The sequence below is a fragment of the Chloroflexota bacterium genome (genome assembly GCA_034717495.1).
GTDB lineage: Bacteria > Chloroflexota > Anaerolineae > JAAEKA01 > JAAEKA01 > JAYELL01.
Window position 1 is genome coordinate 57803 of sequence record JAYELL010000076.1, and the last position, 18805, is coordinate 76607.

Here is an 18805-nt window from a genome sequence, read left to right on the forward strand (position 1 = left end):
CATGGGATCAACATTATACCCGACCGGAAACCGTTCGACCAGTCACATTATGTATTCTATTCGAGGTCGAACTCAACCAGGAGAACCTGGTCGTCCGTTGGAACGCCATCGGGACCAAGTATCTTAAGCCGGTTGCCCGTCACCGGATCGTAAAGGCCAGCACGTAGCTGATAGCGTCCTGGCGGCGGCTGGCCCAGCCATTCCAGCTCGTGGATGTCGATCACCACCTCTCCCTGCTGCCAACGCGTTGTCGGCGAGAAGAAATAACCTGGCTCGCCGTCGTGTTGTGCCCAGAGCTTGCCACTTGCATCCAACAAATGTACGAATACCTTGTAGTCGGCGGCAGGACGCTGCAAGGCCAGCCAGGTCAGGGTCACAGCGCCATCACCGTCCGATTGCAATTTTTCGGGCGGTGCATGGTAGCCGATAAGCCGGGCTTCATCGCCAAAGTTGACATTCTGAGGCACTGGCACCACGCCGGCTGGTTCCTGTTGCCGCTGCGCCAGCACTAAACCACCGTACACCAGAAAGAGGATGAGCAGGCCAAGTACCCATCGCCAGCGACGCATCCAGAGAACACCGGCCAACCACAGGCCCCAGCCGATCGCAGTCAACACCCACCCCAGGCTACGCAGCGGGGTTGTGCCAAAGCGAAAGACCAGCTCGTGGTCGCCGGCGGGCAACGAGACACTGACCAAAGCCAGAGGGCCGGCTGGCTCAGCGAGAATGCTTTCCCCGTCCAGCAATACCTGCCAGCCGGGGAAATAGAACTGATGCAGCTGCATGGTCCACGGCTGGCCGGCCGATACCACAAATCGTTGCTCCATGGGCGCTTGCCGGCCCGGAATCACCTGGACATCAAGCGGCGGTTGGCGTTTTTCGCTGGGGCCGGCCGAAAGAAAGAACTCGGAGCGTGGCACAGTCACCCATGCCGGCATGTATTCGAACATCCAGGCGCTTCCATGCTCCCTCAGCCAGAGTCCACGGCCGAAATCATACTTGGCCATAGTTCGGCGGCTGACATTTTGGTTGGTTACCGGTTCCCGCGACGCAGGATAGGTAGAAGACTCCCAGGGTATCGCCGGCAGTGCAGCGGAGATGAGTAACAGACCGATTGCCGTTACCAGAATGGCGCCAGCCAGAAGACCTGTCCCCGGGCGGGATTCTGGGCTCTTGCCCCGTGATCTATCTGTTTTGGCCCGGCACGACGCGGGCACGCCGGGTGCGAACCCGGCATAACCAGTCACCACGGCCAGCGCAAGAGCCGCGATGGCCTGCCAACGCCAGGGAAATTGCAGCAGAATCAGGCCAGGCACATGCTGCCAGACCGGCCGCGACAGGCTGGACTGCATGAAGAGAGCGAGCACCGCCACCACCGCAAACAAGGGCAATGCCAGGCGAACGGTGCGATCCAGATGTCGCCATCGCCAAATGCCCACGGCCAGACCTGAGAGCGCAGCCACAAGTTGTGCCAGACCCAGGGAATGCAGCGTCTGAACGCCCTGTGACACGGTGTAGCGATGAATCCAGGATTGGTCGATCAACAGTGGGGGCCGGACCAGAGTTTTCGCCCACTGTTCGAAATCGAGCTCGACGTTGCCAGCCCAGATGGCCGGCGATTCCAGGATGGCGGGCAACCAGAACATGGCGCTCATCAGGGCACCCAGGAGGGCCATGACAAAGACAGCTCCCAGCGTGTGCCAGCGGCCGGTGCGATCGCTGCCCTCGACAAACAGGAGAAACAGCGTCCATGAAATCAATACAGGCGCGATGAGAATCAGGCTGAGATTGTGGGTCAAGGCCAATCCTGCCAGGGAAAGGCTTCCCCATAGGACCGGCACAAGTTTCTTCCCGCCATCCGCGCGGGCAATGCGCAGAATCGCCAGCAGCAGCAGCGGAAACCAGACAAAGGCCAGATGCTCAGCCAACGCACCGCGCGTCCAGGCATCCGCCAGGTGGTAGGGTGCCCAGGTGTAAGCTACCGCAGCGATGGCGCCCCCGATCGTCCCGAGAAATTCCCGGGCGAACAGAAACATGGCCAGGGCCGCCAACACCAGGCCGATGGCCAGGGATAACTCAAGGGTGGTCACAAACCCGGCGCCGAGATAGTGGAAGAGCAGGCCTGCATAGTAACTCAGCGGGGCATAGAAGTTGAGGACGGGAAACCCGTAGGCGAATCCCTCATCGGCCAGCCAGCGGGCACCCATGTTTCCCGATCGCAACGCCAGGTCCAGGTTGAAAAGGCGAAACAGATGGTGCATACCGTCGTCCATCTGTTGCAGTCCCGGCTGCCAAAGTGGGCGAAAGGCGGGGATCAACAGAAGAAGAACCAGAACCGGCAACAGCCATTGCGTCAACCTTGCGGCCCGTCGGTCTCTCTTCGGCGCGTCAGGCGTTCCCCGGGAGGTCATGGCGTCTCGCGTGGCAGCACTTCGAAATGCCGTAACACTGCGACATCGCTGCCAGCTTCGCCGTTCATCAGAACCGGCAACCTTCGACCATTTTCGGGATCGTAGAGCAGAACGGCCAGTTTGAACGTGCCGAATGGCAGGTCCTCCGGCAGGGTGATACTGAAGCGATCCAGCACCCGCTCACCCGGCTCCCAGGTCGGCAGTGGACGGAAACCACCGCCGGGCCGGCGATCGATCCCGGCGATCAGCTCATCAGCCGGCCCGAGCACTTGCAGAGAAACGACCAGGTCCTCCGGGATTGTTTCCTGGGCCCGCCAGACCAGCTCCACCTGCATCGTGTCACCCGGTGCAACGGCATAGGCAGCCGGCTGTTGGCTCACATGGCGGATGACTGCCTGATCGAGAGTAACCTGGCCCTCGAAGACGATGTCCTGAACACCAGTCTCCAGGAGGTCGCCCGGTTGCAGGTTGAATCTGCAAAGACGTACCTGGGGACCCGTCCATTCACAGCCTTCGGGAAAACCAACGGTGCCCAACCATTGTTCGACAATGCTGTTGGGATCCCCCTCGGGCACCCGTTCAAGTACCAGCCAGGCCCGGGAATATCCATCCAGATCGGAGAGGTGTTCGTTCTGCCAATCGGTCTCCCGGTCGGTCAGTGTCTCCCGGGTGAGATCCAGGCGCGGCGGACACCCCGCCCGACAGTAGTTCAACATGCCGACCACCGGACCGCTCAGGTTGTCGGTCCAGAGATCGGTTATCAACAGATCACCCGGCTGGCCTTCCTGTCGAACCCTCTCGGCAGCGCTGGCAAAGCCCATATCCGGTTGGTAGCGCTCATCAAGATAGCTGGCCTGCGCTGCCAGGACTGCGACGGGAAACCAGGCAAGAACAAGCATTCCCGAAACCAGGAGAGCACCTGCGCGGCGCTGTCGTTTCGATCTCACCACAGAGATCAGCCACAGCAGGCTCAATACAGAGCCAGCCAGGGCAGGCAGCAGGGCCCTCCAGTCGATGCGCACCGACCCACCGGTGCGATCCACGATCCAGGCCGGGTCAAGGATTTCCGGACGGGCGAAACGCAGCATGGCCAGCGGTGGCCACATACGCAGGTTCCATGCCACGTCTGGCCCCGCGATATTGGCAGGAAGCAGGACCTCGCGTGCATATTCGCTGAACGGCACGACGACGCCGACCGCTTGAATTGCGATACTCAGCGCAATCAGTGCCACGGCAATAGCCTTTCCTGCGGCGCCCAGACGTTTGTGAAGCCAACGCAGACCGTCCGGCATCGGCAGGCACAGCAAGGGAATCAACGGCAGCAACTGGCGTGGCCCGTATCCCCAATAGCCCCACCAGAACCGGCTGCCGCTGGCTGCTAAGACATACAACAGGCTGCCACCGATGGCAGCGAAAGTCAGCACAGGATGGCGACGCATGAAGGAAGGCGCGCCAAAAAATGCGATTAGCAGAACAGGCGCAAATGGCAACAGCCCCCACCCGGGACTGACCCAAAGCGCTATGAAGTTCACCAGGTTTGGTCCGCGCTGCAACACATCGGGGGCGCTTTCACCCACCACGGCAGCAGCCACTACCACGGCAGCCATCAACATCCACACGACCACAAACAGAATGAACCAGAGCCAACCTGCCGGCACCTGGTCGATCTGTCGCAGCCAGCGGTTGACATTCGTCAACCGCGAGGAGGGATGGCTATGACCGTAGCGACTCAATAGCACTACCAGGGTCAGACCGGCCCAGAAGGGAAGAAACGCCAGCAACGTACCCTTGACGGCAATACTGGCAAAAAAGGAGACCAGCCCCAGGATCAGAATCGCCGGGTGACCCCCACGGTAGAAGCGAGCCGAGGCAAAAAAGCTGAACAGTAATAAAAAGGCCGCCAGCGGTTCCCGGAAGAGATAATGGCTGTAGGGCCATGCCAGCGTGCCCAGGCCATACGCCAGGCTGCTTACAGCGCCCAACGCCGGGGAAGCGCCCAAATCCGTCAGAAGGAGGTATAACAGGCCAGCCGTCAACGCCGTGACCAGCATGGTTAACAGCACCGACGATTGAAAGCTGCCGAGTCGCGGGATAAGCGCTGAAAGCGCGTAGAATGGGGATAAAAGCACTGAATAGAGCCATCCGTGGCGTTGAACACTGCCCAGATCGCCGTCCAGTGCGGCTTGAGTGCCCTTCAGGAAGAACCACTCGTCGGGGTTGTGGGGGATCCCGCTGTTGGTCAACAGGTAGACGAAAGCCAGAAAGGCGGTGATTGCCATCGCCGTCGCCAGCAACAGAGTCACTGCTGGTCTCGCCGTCGATGTCTGGCCTGGCGGGCTTTCCGTCTTTTGATCGTTCATCGTCGTGAAAGATGGGGCTAACCCCGTGTCAATCCCGTTAGTCTATCACAGGAACGCTTTTGAACCAAACAACGGCAATATATGAAACTTCTGTCATGGTTCCTTGTCATTTTGTTCATCTTCGTTTCATATCGCCATGGTAAATTGAAGCGGAAGGGATGTAGGCGTGCCCCCTCCGGGGCACCTCCCCCGTTTCTGAAAATCGATTCACAGGAGTCCAACAATGGACGGCAGTGGCAATAAAAATAGTGGGACTTTTGCTGTACCTCTTCCCCGGTGGTATAATCAGTTCGATTCTATGGTTGCTGTGCAGCCAATGCCAGATGAGAAGGGGTCCGATCCGATGCGTGTGTTGATTGTCGACGATGATCCTCCAAGTTTAAAAATGACCGCCTTCCTGTTGGCGGAAGAGGGCTATGAAGTAGTCACGGCCGACAACGGAACCGATGCCCTGCGCCTGGTGGAAGAGGAGATACCCGACCTGGTCATTCTGGATGTCATGATGCCCGGTCTGGATGGGCTGCAGGTAACACAGCGTATCCGGCAGAGCATGAATCTGCCCATCATCATGCTTTCGGCCAAGGGCGAAACCAGCGATCGTGTTTCAGGGCTCGATGTTGGTGCAGACGATTATCTTGCCAAACCCTTTGAGCCGTCAGAATTGCTTGCACGGGTACGGTCGGTGTTGCGGCGCGCCGAGGCTTTCACCTTCGGCGAGCCCGAGTCTGCCCTGGTCGCCGACGGTTTTCATCTCGACCCGGTAACAAATATCGTTCGTTTACCCAGTGGGGATAATGTCGAATTAACGCCCATTGAGTTCCGATTATTACACTGTCTGGTGCGAAACCAGGGGCGTTCGCTCAGTCATGAGCAGATTATCAGCAATGTGTGGGGCTATGACTACGACGGTTACAGCAATCAGGTTGCGGTTTATGTGCGCCGCCTGCGTCTCAAAATCGAAGTTGATCCGGAAGAACCCAGGCACCTGCTCACGGTCAGGGGGCTTGGATATAAATTTGTGCTGTAATCGGCGCCGCCAGCCGTTACGGAGGGCACGCCCATGAAACCACCGATCGGGATGGACAGCTATCGAAACGAACAGCGCGGGGGATGGATCGGCCTGCTGACTCGAACCGGCCTGGCGCTGGTTTGCGCGCTGCTGCTTTTTGCCGGCTTACAGCAGGTGATTTCCCGCGCTTCCGCCTCGTCTGTAGATTCCAACAGGAAGACTACCCGCGCAGCCGCCCCGGAAAGCCCCGAAGCGGAGACGGAATGGAACGACTTCTTTCCCAGCGGCTGGGTTTCCGAGACACCCTTCGACGCGGGAATTACCGCCAGCAACCCTGATGGCTTCGAGCTTCAAAATGCCCTGTATCAGGTTTCCACTGACGGCGGCGTTACCTGGAGCGGCTGGTTGACCGATGATTTGACCATCGCCAGCCCGGTCAGCACCTCGTTGAAACTGACGGTCACCGGCCTCACCACGCCCGACAGCCCGCCCGCAAACCTCAACGGGAACCAAATCTATTTCCGGGTAGAGAGAAAACAAGCTGGGTGGGTTGACAGCGGGAAGTATTCGATCACCGTCGACACCGAGGCGCCATTCGCACCATTCGACATGATCAGCACCCCCGATACCTGGACCAATATCAACAGCTTCAGCGAGTCCTGGGAATACCAACCGGGCCCTTCCGCTGTCGTGGGCGCCTACTATCGGCTCAATACCCTGCCTTCATTTCCAACCGATGGCACCTTCGTTACGACGACCAATGCCATCTCCGACATCCAGGTGCCCGCCGAGGGGACGCACAACCTTATCGTATGGCTGGTCGACCAGGCCGGCAACGTCGACCACCGGCGCAGGGGCTTCGGAGACCCGTTCAAGCTGGACCTTACTGCACCAACAGTCTCCGCCGAACCTGATCAGCCGCCTACCGGCAGCGGTTGGTACACGAACCCGGTAACCGTTACCTTCGATCCCTCTGATCCCCCCGGAGACCCTAGTCAGTCAAGCGGTGTCGCTTCCTGGGGCTGGCAGTTGGACCAGATCACCACCAGTTCGGCCCTGAGCACTGTCATCGTTTCCGATCTGGACCACGAGATCATCATAACCGCGACCGATAACGCCGGCAACACCATGGCACCGGCAACTTCCCGCATCCGAATCGATGGCGTAGCACCGGTACTAACCTATACCGTCTCGCACCAACCTGGCATTACGGGCTGGTATTCTACGCCTCTCACCATCAGCTTCCACCTGACCGACCAACTCTCGCAACCGGATCAGGTCACCTGGCAGTTGGATGACCAGCCGCCGGTCACAAGTCCCGAGGCATTCGTGTCTGGCAATGGCCACCACACCATGCAGGCATTCGGCAAAGATAAGGCCGGAAACCGCAGCCTGCCAGTTGAGATCGACTTTTCCATCGATACCATCCCGCCCACCACCACCGTGGTCATCACGCCGGCGATGGCGTCGACGGGCTATTTCACCGCACCTGTCTCCGGCCACCTGGAGGCCGTGGACGCACCGCCCGGTGCGCCGCCCGATTTTGGATCCGGCGTGCAGGCAACCTGGCTGCGCATCAACGGGGGGAATTGGGCACCGGCTGAGCCCTTCCAGTTTGACGACGATGGCAGCTTCCTGCTCGAGTACCAGAGCATGGATTTCGCCACCAATCTTGAGGAGATACACCAGTTTACCATAGCCCTGGATGCCACCCCGCCCGGGTCGCCCATCCACTTCACTTTCGAACCGACGGGTTGGGCAAGCGAAAACAGCTTCGTAATGACCTGGCAGAATCCTGCCGATTCCAGCGGTATCGCCGGTGCATTCGTTCACCTGGGCGACCCGCCGGGCCCGGGCGAGGGAGAATTCTTCGAAAACACGACCGTGATTGACAGTTACTCCGTTCCCGCCGAGGGTGAATGGCCCCTGTGGGTCTGGCTGGTGGATGCTGCCGGCAATGCCAGCCCGCCAACCGGGATGGGTGTGCTGCGTTTCGATGGAACGCCGCCCCTGGTAACCCTCGACTTCAATGGCCCGCTGGGCAGCCATGGCTGGTATGTGGGCACCATCGATGCCACCATCGCCATCGCTGACACGGGCAGCGGTCCCTCTTTTTTGCGCTACCGCACCAACGGGAATCCCTGGCAGCAGACAAGCGAGCTCCAGGTATCCCTGGCGATCGACCAGCCTGGAAACAACCTGCTGACCTATGAAGGTCAGGACCTGGCAGGCAACAGCTCCGGCCCCTACACAGAGACCTTCCAGCTCGACGCCGATCCGCCGGGTCCACCGATCGCGCCCCAGATCGTACCAGACACCTGGAGCAGTAGTAATCAATTCACGGTGACCTGGAGCAACCCGCCGGACACATCAGGTGTAGCATTGCTCCATGCCAGTTTCGATCCGCCGTCGGATCCACAGGGCTCATTTTCCGTTCCCGCCGGGGACCAGACTACCAGCCTGCAGGCCCCGGGCCAGGGCGCCTACGATCTCTATATGTGGCTCGAGGACCGGGCGGGCAACGTCGATTTTGAGCAGGCCGTGTTGCTGGAAGAAGGGCTGCGCTTCGACCAGACCCCGCCGGTGACGACAGTCAGCTTCGATGCCGAACCCAGCGACGACGGCTGGTTCCGTGAAGAGGTGATCGTCTCTTTGCAGGCCAGCGACGATCACGCCGGCGTGAGAACGACCTTTTGGGAACTGAATGGCCAGGCGCCCGTAGCATCCAACTCCCTGTCCATCCAGGAGGAAGGTGTGCATACCCTGGCCGTGTACAGCATCGATCACGCGGGCAATATCGAGCAGCCCACCGAACATATCGTGAAGATAGATACGCGGGCGCCGCTAGCCTCCCTCTATCCGCTGGCGAAATACAGCGCCTCCCGTGGCGAGCAACCGCGCATTCATGTCGCATGGGATGGCAATGATGGCGAACCCGTAAGCGGCGTTGAAGTTTCCGGTCTTGACCGCTACGAAGTTCAGGTGCGCGAAGGCGCTGCGGGCCAGTGGCAGACCTGGATCACAACTTCGCTCAAATCGCTGCCCTACGATCAAGGTGAGCGAGGCAAGGTCTATGCCTTCCGGGTGCGGGCCAATGATCGAGCAGGAAACGTTTCACAGTGGCAGGATGCCGGCGGTGAGAACCGCACGCTGCTCGATCCGGTCAACAACGGCGATTTCCAAAACTACAGTTGGGCAGGATGGACGGTTCGCCAAGAAATCCTTCTCGATCCACTCCAGGAAACCGATCTTTTCCCGGGAGAAACCGTCGCCGCCATGAGACTGGGATCGGTACAGTGGATGGCTTGCGCACTGGCCGGATATCCAATGTTGCCAACCCCACGGTGCGGCGACTCCTGGTCCAGCCTCGCCCAAACCATCTCGGTACCCGAGCAGGAGGATGTGCCAGAACCGGTACTGGAATTCTGGTACCGGATCCAGACCTACGACCAGATCAGCACTACTAACACCATATGGGCAAGCCGACTCTGCACACCCTCCAACCCGGCTGATCCTGAAGACTCCTGGTTCTGGTGGGTCGATTCCTTTGACGTTTCTGCGGAAAGCAGTGATACGGGCGAGGTTGACATCCTTCTCCGGGACGGCAATCCGGAGGAGCAAATCACCGATGACGACCCCAACCCTCCAATCCTCTTCCGCGATATGGGCTGGCAAATGGGATCGATCGACATGAGCCCCTATGCAGGCCAGACGGTGACCCTGGAGTTCGCCAGCCACAACCGCCTGGACAATCGCTTCAATACCTGGACCGATGTCCAGGGCATCCGGCTTCGGGGCGAGCAACACCAGCTGTTTATGCCGCTGACGCCGCAAAATGCAGGGCTTCCTCCCGACGAACCCGTTGTTTGCTATCCGCTAGGCCCACCCGATCCCGATCTCCAGGATCAGCCCATGACGCTCATGCCCCAACCGGCGAATCGTACCCCGGCTGAGAGAATACGGTAATACCCATGAGTACTTTCTCGGAACGCGGTAAATCCACCGACCGGCAGAAAACAGCCGAACAGGCCAACGCACTCTATGATCAAGGCATGGCCCACTACCAGCGGCGGGAGTGGGGCCAGGCGTTGGACTGTTTCACCCGGTTGAAGCAGATCCGGCCCGATTGGCCCGGAATCAACTCGTTGATCGACGAATCCCGCTGGTTTCTGCAGCTGGAGCAAGTCGATTCTGGCGATGCCAACGGCTCTGTTTCCGCCCAGGAGGATACTGGCAGAGGGCAGCGAGGCATTCGCTGGCTGTTGCCGGTCGCCATCGTGATCGGGTTGCTGGGTGCGCTGACATTGTGGCAGGGATGGATCCCCGGAATCGATCTTGGCCGGAGCCTGGAACGGGAGGCCCTCTACAACCGGGGACAGGCCAGCCTGGCCGTGGGTGACTACGCCGGCGCCAGGGAGGCTTTTGCCGCGCTCTCGGTGCTCGATCCAGGCAACCCGGCGGCCCAGCAAGGGCTGGAACGGGCCTCCCGCCTGGAGAAGCTGGCCCAATCCTATCAGGAAGCTGAGGCTGCCATCGAGGCCGCCGATTGGGATACCGCCGAGGCCAACCTGCTGGCCATCCTGGCGCTGGATCCAGCCTATGGCGAGGCCGCCGGCCTGTTGACTGCCGTCATCCACCAGCGCGACGCCTCCCAGCTGTTCGACAAGGGTGTGTCGGCCTACGACTCGGGCGACTATTCGATAGCCATTCAGTATCTCTCGCGGCTGGCCGACCTGGACCCGGCCTACCAGCGGGATGCCGTCAGGGAACTGCTTTTTGTGCTCTATCTCAGCGAGGGCAGGGCGCTGCTGGCGACGCCTGACGCCGGCAGCGATACCATCCGCCAGGCCATCGGGCGTTTCGGCAATGCGCTGGCCTTGCGTCCCCGCAACGTCGAGGCAGGGGCCGAAAGCCAGGTTGCCAACCAGTATCTTGCGGCGCGCCAGGCCTATGAACGGCAGGATTGGCGGCAGGCGGAGAACCATCTGCGCGCGCTGCTCGAGCAGGACTCCGAATATGCTGATGGGCAGGTGAGAGAGCTATACTTCCAGGTCCTGACCGCCCGGGCCGACCAGGCTCGATCAGCCGGATTACTGGACGACGCGTTCACGGACTATCAGCAGGCACTGGCCCTGTCTGTCCAGGACGCTTCTGCAGCCCGGAATGGGCTGGACGCCCTGAGCGCAATCTTCACTCCCACGCCGGCGGCCACGGCCACCCCAACGCCATCGCCCCTTCCGACGCCCTTCGTCGAGGTGGCTGCCGACATCCTGAACGTGAGACTCGGGCCAGGAACCGATTTTCCTGTCCTTGGGCAGGTTCGCGCCGGTGAGCGAATGGCCCTGGTTGGCCGCAACGAGAGCGGTGATTGGGTGGTGGTGTGCTGTGTCAACGGTCAACCAGGCTGGCTGGCAGCCCTGCTGGTCACAACCAATGCCGATATAGACTCCTTGCCAGTTGGACTGCCGCCGACGCCGGTGGCAACGGATACGCCAACGGCAACTCAAACCGCGACGCCAACACCTACGGAAACGCCTGGGGAGACGGGATCACAGCCGGGATCGGGCAAACCCAGCCGGCCGCCACCCACGCCCACCAGGACGCTGGTGCCACCAACAGGGACGGCGGTACCATCTACCGACACACCGGTACCATCTACCGACACACCGATACCATCTACTGACACACCGGTGCCGCCAACAGACACACCGGTGCCGCCAACAGACACACCGGTGCCGCCAACAGACACGCCGGTGCCGCCAACAGACACACCAGTACCACCGACCAGTACGCCGACCAACACACCGAAACCTCGTTGACGTCCACGTCGCGCAACCAGTCTCGTCCATGCGAACCATCCCACCGCTGCTCCGGCAACGCTGGCTTCAGTTAATCGTTGCCTCGATCATCTTTTTGTTGCCGCTGGCTGCGCTGCCCGTGGCGGTATCTCAAGGTGCCCAATTGCAGCCCCTGGCCCTGCGCGGTCAGGCGGTACAACGCATTGTAATACGGGGCGATGAGACCGGCACATCGTTATACGTTGAATCGATGGGTGGTCTGCAACGAAGCGACGACGACGGCTGGACCTTCCGTCAGGTCGGTACGGATCTGCCGCGTAGTGGACTGGGCAGGATTTCCTTCCTGGATTGGCACGCCGATTTCGTCGAGCCCGGGCGCCTCTACGTCCTGATCCAGGCGGACGAACGGATACAGCTGTTCCAAAGCGTCGATGGGGGCGACAACTGGCGCCTGGCCTCGACGCTGGCTACCGGAACCCGCGATAATCCATCCGAAACAGCACCAGGGAGATGGCATCTGGCGGTGGCGCCCTCGGTGGCCGAACGCCTCTATCTGACCGATGGGGTCAACGTGTGGGGTAGCCGGAACGGCGGGCGGAACTGGCAGGAACTGGCCCCGTTGCCCGGCGCTTCCCACGATAGCCCGGCACGCCTGCTGACGGTTGATGGCCAGGACGCTGACCAGGTCTACGCGTCGACCAACGCCGGAGCAATGATCAGTGAAAACGGCGGCACCACCTGGCAGCCTGCAATCCTGCCCGGCCAGGTGACCCGAATCGCCAGCCTGGTGACCGCGTTCGACCGGCCAGGACTTCTTTATGCCGGTGGTGAAAACCAGGTATTTGTATCCCGTGACAGCGGGGTCACCTGGTTCGCCGCCGATCTGCCCGGCGCCATCGGGCTGATCGATCATCTGCTGGTGGATCCCGCCGTTGGCGAGACAGTCTACGCCCTCGACGAGAGGAATCAGCTGTTTCGCACCGACGATGGGGGCCAGCGCTGGCAGACAGTGCCCACCGGCTCCAACCAGGCACTGGGCGATCTGGGCATGGGTTCGCTGGACCGAAGCCGCCTGTTTTTGGCCAGTGATCAGGGTATCTGGGTGCTGCCGGTAACTTCGTTGCAGCCGGCCATGCCGGTGCTGCCGACCCCGATCCCAACCGATACAGCCACGCCGGAGCCAACGGCGACACTCACTGCCACTGCCACGACCCCGCCCACGGTTGAGCCAGTGCTTCCCTCGGCCACACCTTCGGCGACCGCTACACCGCTTCCGACGAAGACTTCGACGCCAACAGTGAGACAATCACCTTCGCCACCATCCCAGGTCACACCCACGGCTACACATACACCCGCCAACCTGACAACGGCCACGCCTGCGCCTGTACCGACCAACACGCGTCGGCCGCGGCCAAGCAAAACGCCCAGGCCCACCAACACGCTTGTGCCACCCACCGATACACCGGCGCCGCCAACCAACACGGCGGTACCGACCGATACGCCGGTGCCTCCTACAGACACACCAATACCCCCAACCAATACACCGGTACCTCCCACTGACACACCGGTACCTCCTACTAACACGCCTGTGCCGCCGACCGATACCCCGGCACCACCGACCAATACGCCTCCGCCGCTGGCAACTCCTGGACCGCGATGACAGCCAACGTCTCCCGCATGAGAAGGACCGAACAGCGCTACGGGCTCCCCACCAGGTGGCTGTTGGTGGTCATTGGGGTGCTCTGGCTGGTACTCGATCCCAGGGCTTCCCAGCCCATGCTGGTTGCTGCCTACGCGTTGTTCACTTTTGTCGCCACGGCGTTTTTTGCGACCAGATGGGCAACCCATACCAGGCCAGCGTTGCCCATCTGGATCTGTCACGGCGTGGACGCGCTCTTCGTCACCGCTCTGATCGCGCTGGACGGCGGGCTGACCAGCCCTTTCTACCTGCTCTATCCCCTGCTGGCATTGCAATCGCTTGTGTTTGCAGCGGACGCGCCAGCGCTGGTATGGTTGCCATTCCTGTATGGCCCTCTTTACGCGGGAGCCTTGTTCCGGGCCCACGGCTCCCTGGCCTTCCTGACCGAACGCTTTTTCCTCACCCGCTATCTGCTCTTGTTCCTGCTGACGGTCGCCATCGCCGCAATCAGCTGGGCCATGAGTCGCCGTCTGCAGGAAGTTGACCAGCTGCGCGCTGCCCTGGATGCCCGCAGTCGGGACCTGGCCAGCCAGACCCAGGCCCTGCAACAAACTGCCACCGATCTGCGGGACCGGGTGCTGGAACTGCGGTCCCTCCAGGAAGTAGCCAAGGCGCTGTCCGCCACCCTCTACCTCAACGATACCCTGCGGGCCATTGCTAACAGGTTGCGCCTGCTCACAGGCTCGCCCTACTGCGCTGTGGCGCTGCTGGATGGCGAAAGGCGATCCCTGAGCATCCTCGTGTCGCCCGACGACACGGTAGGGCCCGCCAGTTGGCCCGTTTCACTGGAGAATAACCCGGCGCTGCTCGACGCGTTCCAGACTGGTCGGAGTCGCGTGCTGACTACGGAGGGTGCGAGCCCGCGCACCGGTGGCACTCAACCCTGGCCCGTCGCCGAGGTGGAAGTAACGCCCATGACGATTCGTGGAGAGTCCATCGGCGCTCTCCTGGTTGGATTCGACAACACGGTGCCGGTCGACAGACGGCCGCGCAGCCTGATCGAAAGCTTCGCCTACTTCGCTGCCACCTCCATAGAAAATGCCCGCCTGTACAGCAATGTTGCCGAAAAAGGGCGCGAGCTGGAAGCGGTGTTGGCGGGCATTGGCGACGGCGTGGTCGTAGCAGATACCCAGGGGCAGCTAAGATTGATGAACCCCGTCGCCGCCCGGATATTCGCCCTGGATGCCCCGCTGGTTGGCGCGCCGCTGGCTGAGATTCTGCCCAGCAGCGAATTGCTCGATCTGATGGAAAAAACGGCCACTTCGGGAGAGGTGAGTATTCGAGAATTGCCCATTCCCACGGCGGGGCTCAGCGCCGACGGTGAAGTGCGTACCTTTCAGGCCCTGGCGGCCCCGATCTACAGCGACACCGAAACCGGCGATCAGATCGGTGACGTCGTAACCGTCTTGCGCGACATCACCGCGCAGAAGGAATTGGAGCGCATGAAATCCAACTTCCTCTCGGTGGTATCGCACGAGCTCAAGACCCCCCTTCACTCGATCAAGGGCTTCGTCGATATCATCCTGATGGGCAAAACTGGCCCGGTGACCGAGCTGCAGCAGGACTTTTTGAGTACCGTGCAGGAGCAGACCGGTCATCTGCAACGCCTCATCGAGGACCTGCTGGAATTTAGCCGCTTGGAGTCGGGACAGATTCGGCTGCGACCTGTGAAGGTCTACACCACCGATCTGGTGGATACTGTTGTTGGCAAGCTGACGCCCCTGGCCGACAGCAAGCAGCTTATGCTCCATCAGGACATGCCATTGGATTTCCCCGCCATCGAGGCTGACTCCATGCGGCTGGAACAGGTGCTGACAAACCTGGTGGAAAATGCCATCAAGTTTACAGCAGAGGGGGGCCAGGTCCGCATACAAGGGTGGGACCGGGGAGAATCGGTGGAGCTTTCTGTAGTTGATACCGGTATCGGTATCCCTCCAGAGGAACACGAGAGGATTTTCGATCGCTTTTATCAGGTGGATAGCAGCGTCCGCAGGCGTTACAAGGGCACAGGCCTGGGGCTGACCATCTGCAAACACATTGTCAACCGCCATGGTGGAAACATCTGGGTGGAAAATGCTAACGGGTCCGGTAGTGAATTCCGGTTCACCTTGCCCAAGGTTTTCACCAAGGAAAGCGCCGCCGAGGCCGCCCTGGATTTTGGGGGTCTGCCGCGATCTTAGAAACTTCTCACGTCCAGGACTGCCAACCGTCACGGACGGCTTCGATGGGCTCCCGCGTTCGCGGGGATGACAGCGGGAGTGACGCAAGCGCGAGTTTCTTCCATGGCTGCATCCCATTGCGGTGGTGGGATGGGTAGCAGCGTTTGTGGTATACTATGTTCCTGTTGGCCAGGTCTTCCGGTTAGCAAAACAAAATGGTTGCTTTCTTGGGCCCTGCGCTGCCGTCGATCCTGACTGTTTTTTTCGCCGAATAATCAATCAAGTTGAGGAGGATACCCATGGCAAAAGCTTCTGAGCAACGAATCGCTGTTGTTACCGACAGCACCGCAGATTTGCCTCCGGATGTGGCAGAAGCTAACAATATCCACGTTATACCCCTGACGGTGATCATGGGTGACAAAACATGGCTCGATGGCGTCGAGTTGGACGCGACCTCTTTCTACCAGTTATTGCAGACATCTTCTGATCATCCGAGCACGTCCCAGCCCAACGTGGCAGCCTTTGAGAGCCTTTTTTCCGAACTGGCCAGAACCCACGATGGTATCGTGGCGGTACTCATCTCCGAGGAACTGAGTGGTACCCTCGCGTCAGCCCGTGGGGCTCAGCAGAACTTGCCTGATTTGCCGCTCAAAATCATCGACACGCGAAGTGTGTCTTCCGGCATTGGCCTGATTGCTTTGGCGGCAGCGCGCGAAGCAGCAGCCGGTGGTGATCTGGATTCGGTGGCTCAGGCAGCAAGTTCTCTGGTTGATAAAATGGTTTTTTATTTCATGGTGGATACGTTGGAGTATCTTCACCGCGGTGGGCGCATTGGCACGGCAGGCAAACTGCTGGGCTCAGTGCTCAATCTCAAGCCAATCCTCCAGGTCAAGGATGGCATCGTGCAACCCCTGACACGGGTTAGAACTCGGCAAAAAGCGCTGGCGAAGCTCATGGAACTGATGGCCGAACAGATTGGGCCCGACAGCAAACTGCATCTCGGGGTGTTTCATGCAGCGGACCCTCAGGCCGGTGAGCGTTTGCAGAAAGAACTGGAAGAACGCTTCAAACCAGTTGAGATGCTTTTTTCCCAGGTGGGCCCGGTCGTTGGTGCCCATGTTGGCCCCGGTACCGTTGGCGTGGCATTTTACGTAGAGTAGAATAGAAACCCGCTCTATCACAGAAGGTGCCAATGGATGTGGCTCGCGAATGGCCCGGAACTGGCACCTTCGGAAAACCATCATGCATAGAACCTTGCGGTGGATGGCTTGCCTGATTGCCCTCGCAGCGCTGGGTGTTGCCTGTACCGGTGAGACGGTTCCCACTCTTTCCTCGACGCAGGCCAGGTTAGTCGCGCCCACCGCTACCCCAGACTCGACCGCTGCGGGTGTTGCTGCACCCGCAGCGGTTTTGACCGTGGGCCCAACGCTGGAAGCAACGAGCGCGTCATTGCTTGCCGGCACTCCGACATTCACGCCACCACCGGTTCCTCAGCCGATGGCAACGCCGACCTCGATCCCTTTTGATCCATCACAGGTGGAACTGGAACTGGCTGAGGTATTGACCGGGCTGGATGCGCCCCTCTTCGTCACCCATGCGGCTGATGGCAGCGGACACCTGTTTATCGTGGAGAAGGGAGGGGTTATCCAGATTGCCGCCGGGAATGAACTGCGCGAACAGCCTTTCCTCGATATCACGGACCGGGTTGGGAGCAGCGCCAGCGAGCAGGGACTTCTGGGATTGGCCTTCCATCCCGGATTCGGCGAGAATGGCCGATTCTTCCTTTATTACACCGATGGGAATGGTGATACGGTCATTGCCAGCTACCTGGCCAACAAAGACCGCACTGCCGGCGATCCGCAGAGTGAGGTGGTTCTGCTGACCGTTGCACAGCCCGCCGGCAATCACAATGGAGGCATGTTGGCCTTTGGTCCCGATGGCTATCTCTATGCAGGGTTGGGCGACGGTGGCGCAGCCAACGATCGCTATGAAAACGGCCAGAATCGCGCCAGCCTCCTGGGCGCGATTCTGAGGATAGACGTGACAGATAGCCATCGTTACGTCGTGCCTGGCGACAATCCCTTCGTCGATGTGGCCGGGGCGCGTCCGGAGATATGGAGCTACGGCTTGCGCAATCCCTGGCGCTTTTCCTTCGATCGACTTACCGGCGATCTGCTGATCGGCGACGTAGGCCAGAACAGTTGGGAGGAGATCAACTTCCAGGCGGCCGGCAGTCCGGGAGGTGAGAACTACGGCTGGCCAATCATGGAAGGCAATCATTGTTTTGGGGAGGACGAGTGCGACAGCGATGGGTTGGTTCTGCCCGCAACCGACTATCCTCACAGCCAGGGGTGTTCCGTTACCGGTGGTTACGTCTATCGCGGGAGGGCGCAGCCCAGTCTTGCAGGCGCCTATTTCTACGGGGATTACTGTACCGGCAGGATTTGGGCGCTGAGTCGGGGTATCGATGGTCAGTGGCAGTCGGTCGAGCTTGCCGATACCGACCTGCAGATCAGCTCCTTTGGGGAGACGGAAGATGGCCAGGTGTTGGTGGTTGACTACGGCGGCAGCGTGTACCGGGTGACCGATCGCTAGCTTTCCGCGATCTCCGCTACGCGCCACTGGCTCGGGCTGGTTGTCGATGACAAGTTGGGCGAACTCGGCAGCCTGCGGTCCCATGAGCTGCGCAAGTTGGGCTATCAACTCCCGCTCTGCAGTGTCCCGCCCGAAAATGGCCCCGACCAGCGTGACGATGGCCAGCAGCAGCGGCGCGATGGAAAGTGCGGTGAAGAAGGCAAGGGCAGCCGCGAGGGTGGCGGCATCATCATTGCGCCACTCTTGCCAGGTGTCCTTAAGCAGGCGCTGAATCGTGTTGGCTCGGGTCATATGGTTCTTGTAGCGAACGAAGCGGCGTTGAAAAACCGAAAATTTGCCCGTTCTCCGTCAGTCACGACTGTTGCATTCGCATTGAAGCGTTCTGGACGAGAGCGATCAATTCTATCAAATTCTGCATCAACCCAACCAGGGCAATAAACGGAAACTTTGCCAGTAAAATCTTTCATAGCCAGGGCAAGACGCGCATTCCCCCAATCAATCAAAACAGTTTCTCCTTCCGGAGTTTGTAGAATGTTGCCCGGATGAACATCCCCGTGGACGAGTGTAAGGGGAAGTTTTTCTGCCTGGTCTGCGGGAGAGTTGCATAAACCAGAAATACCCCGTAAAATATCCCGAAACGACTGTTGATCAGTATTATTCCGCCTACACGTCCAACGCGGGATACATTGTAAAAATGTAACATCTCTTGCCAGAAACTACTACGACCAAAAGACAAAAAAAGGTGACTGCTCAGGCAGTCCCGGTTTTTCCATA

Annotated in this window: 10 protein-coding genes and 1 pseudogene; 8 read left to right on the forward strand and 3 right to left on the reverse strand. The window is 60.1% G+C overall.

From position 1 onward, the window contains the following. Positions 1 to 56: 56 nt before the first annotated feature. Together U9R25_14135 and U9R25_14140 are read right to left on the reverse strand one after the other, a co-directional pair. Positions 57 to 2411: a hypothetical protein gene (locus U9R25_14135; protein MEA3337046.1), complete on the reverse strand. Its 2355-nt coding sequence runs from the start codon at positions 2409 to 2411 to the stop codon at positions 57 to 59. Further along, the gene (locus tag U9R25_14140; protein MEA3337047.1) at positions 2408 to 4771 is read right to left on the reverse strand and encodes a hypothetical protein; all 2364 of its coding nucleotides are present in this window, start codon (positions 4769 to 4771) and stop codon (positions 2408 to 2410) included. Before U9R25_14140 ends, U9R25_14135 begins: the two co-directional genes overlap by 4 nt. Before the next feature lie 223 nt (positions 4772 to 4994). Between U9R25_14140 and U9R25_14145 the strand changes: the two genes are divergently transcribed. The 8 genes from U9R25_14145 to U9R25_14180 all read left to right on the forward strand — a co-directional run bounded on the left by U9R25_14145 (position 4995) and on the right by U9R25_14180 (position 18469). Continuing rightward, the gene (locus U9R25_14145; protein MEA3337048.1) at positions 4995 to 5798 is read left to right on the forward strand and encodes a response regulator transcription factor; all 804 of its coding nucleotides are present in this window, start codon (positions 4995 to 4997) and stop codon (positions 5796 to 5798) included. Positions 5799 to 5831: 33 nt separating this feature from the next. Further along, positions 5832 to 9746, forward strand: coding sequence for a hypothetical protein (locus U9R25_14150; protein MEA3337049.1), 3915 nt, complete (start codon positions 5832 to 5834; stop codon positions 9744 to 9746). A gap of 5 nt (positions 9747 to 9751) precedes the next feature. After that, the gene (locus U9R25_14155) at positions 9752 to 11599 is read left to right on the forward strand and encodes an SH3 domain-containing protein (GenBank protein MEA3337050.1); all 1848 of its coding nucleotides are present in this window, start codon (positions 9752 to 9754) and stop codon (positions 11597 to 11599) included. A 28-nt stretch (positions 11600 to 11627) separates the two neighbouring features. Continuing rightward, entirely contained in the window at positions 11628 to 13238 is a 1611-nt protein-coding gene (locus U9R25_14160; GenBank protein MEA3337051.1) for a hypothetical protein, read from the forward strand. Further along, positions 13235 to 15457, forward strand: a complete 2223-nt coding sequence (locus tag U9R25_14165; GenBank protein ID MEA3337052.1) for an ATP-binding protein — start codon at positions 13235 to 13237, stop codon at positions 15455 to 15457. Before U9R25_14160 ends, U9R25_14165 begins: the two co-directional genes overlap by 4 nt. Before the next feature lie 278 nt (positions 15458 to 15735). Continuing rightward, a complete protein-coding gene (locus U9R25_14170; protein ID MEA3337053.1) occupies positions 15736 to 16596 on the forward strand; it encodes a DegV family protein in 861 nt (286 codons plus the stop codon). A gap of 82 nt (positions 16597 to 16678) precedes the next feature. Next, positions 16679 to 18031, forward strand: coding sequence for a PQQ-dependent sugar dehydrogenase (locus tag U9R25_14175; GenBank protein MEA3337054.1), 1353 nt, complete (start codon positions 16679 to 16681; stop codon positions 18029 to 18031). 54 nt (positions 18032 to 18085) lie between these two features. Then, positions 18086 to 18469 (forward strand): hypothetical protein, encoded by a 384-nt coding sequence (locus U9R25_14180; protein ID MEA3337055.1) that lies wholly within the window; start codon positions 18086 to 18088, stop codon positions 18467 to 18469. A 26-nt stretch (positions 18470 to 18495) separates the two neighbouring features. On the opposite strand, the pseudogene U9R25_14185 reads toward U9R25_14180, so the two are convergent. Continuing rightward, positions 18496 to 18744, reverse strand: a pseudogene (locus U9R25_14185) (phosphotransferase). Positions 18745 to 18805: the final 61 nt, after the last annotated feature.

Excerpts from the sequence above, each read along its gene's own strand:
- U9R25_14170 (MEA3337053.1), top strand. The coding sequence starts at position 15,736 with ATGGCAAAAGCTTCTGAGCAACGAATCGCTGTTGTTACCGACAGCACC.
- U9R25_14140 (MEA3337047.1), bottom strand. The coding sequence starts at position 4,771 with ATGAACGATCAAAAGACGGAAAGCCCGCCAGGCCAGACATCGACGGCG.
- U9R25_14160 (MEA3337051.1), top strand. The coding sequence starts at position 11,628 with ATGCGAACCATCCCACCGCTGCTCCGGCAACGCTGGCTTCAGTTAATC.
- U9R25_14150 (MEA3337049.1), top strand. The coding sequence starts at position 5,832 with ATGAAACCACCGATCGGGATGGACAGCTATCGAAACGAACAGCGCGGG.
- U9R25_14135 (MEA3337046.1), bottom strand. The coding sequence starts at position 2,411 with ATGACCTCCCGGGGAACGCCTGACGCGCCGAAGAGAGACCGACGGGCC.
- U9R25_14165 (MEA3337052.1), top strand. The coding sequence starts at position 13,235 with ATGACAGCCAACGTCTCCCGCATGAGAAGGACCGAACAGCGCTACGGG.
- U9R25_14155 (MEA3337050.1), top strand. The coding sequence starts at position 9,752 with ATGAGTACTTTCTCGGAACGCGGTAAATCCACCGACCGGCAGAAAACA.
- U9R25_14175 (MEA3337054.1), top strand. The coding sequence starts at position 16,679 with ATGCATAGAACCTTGCGGTGGATGGCTTGCCTGATTGCCCTCGCAGCG.
- U9R25_14145 (MEA3337048.1), top strand. The coding sequence starts at position 4,995 with ATGGACGGCAGTGGCAATAAAAATAGTGGGACTTTTGCTGTACCTCTT.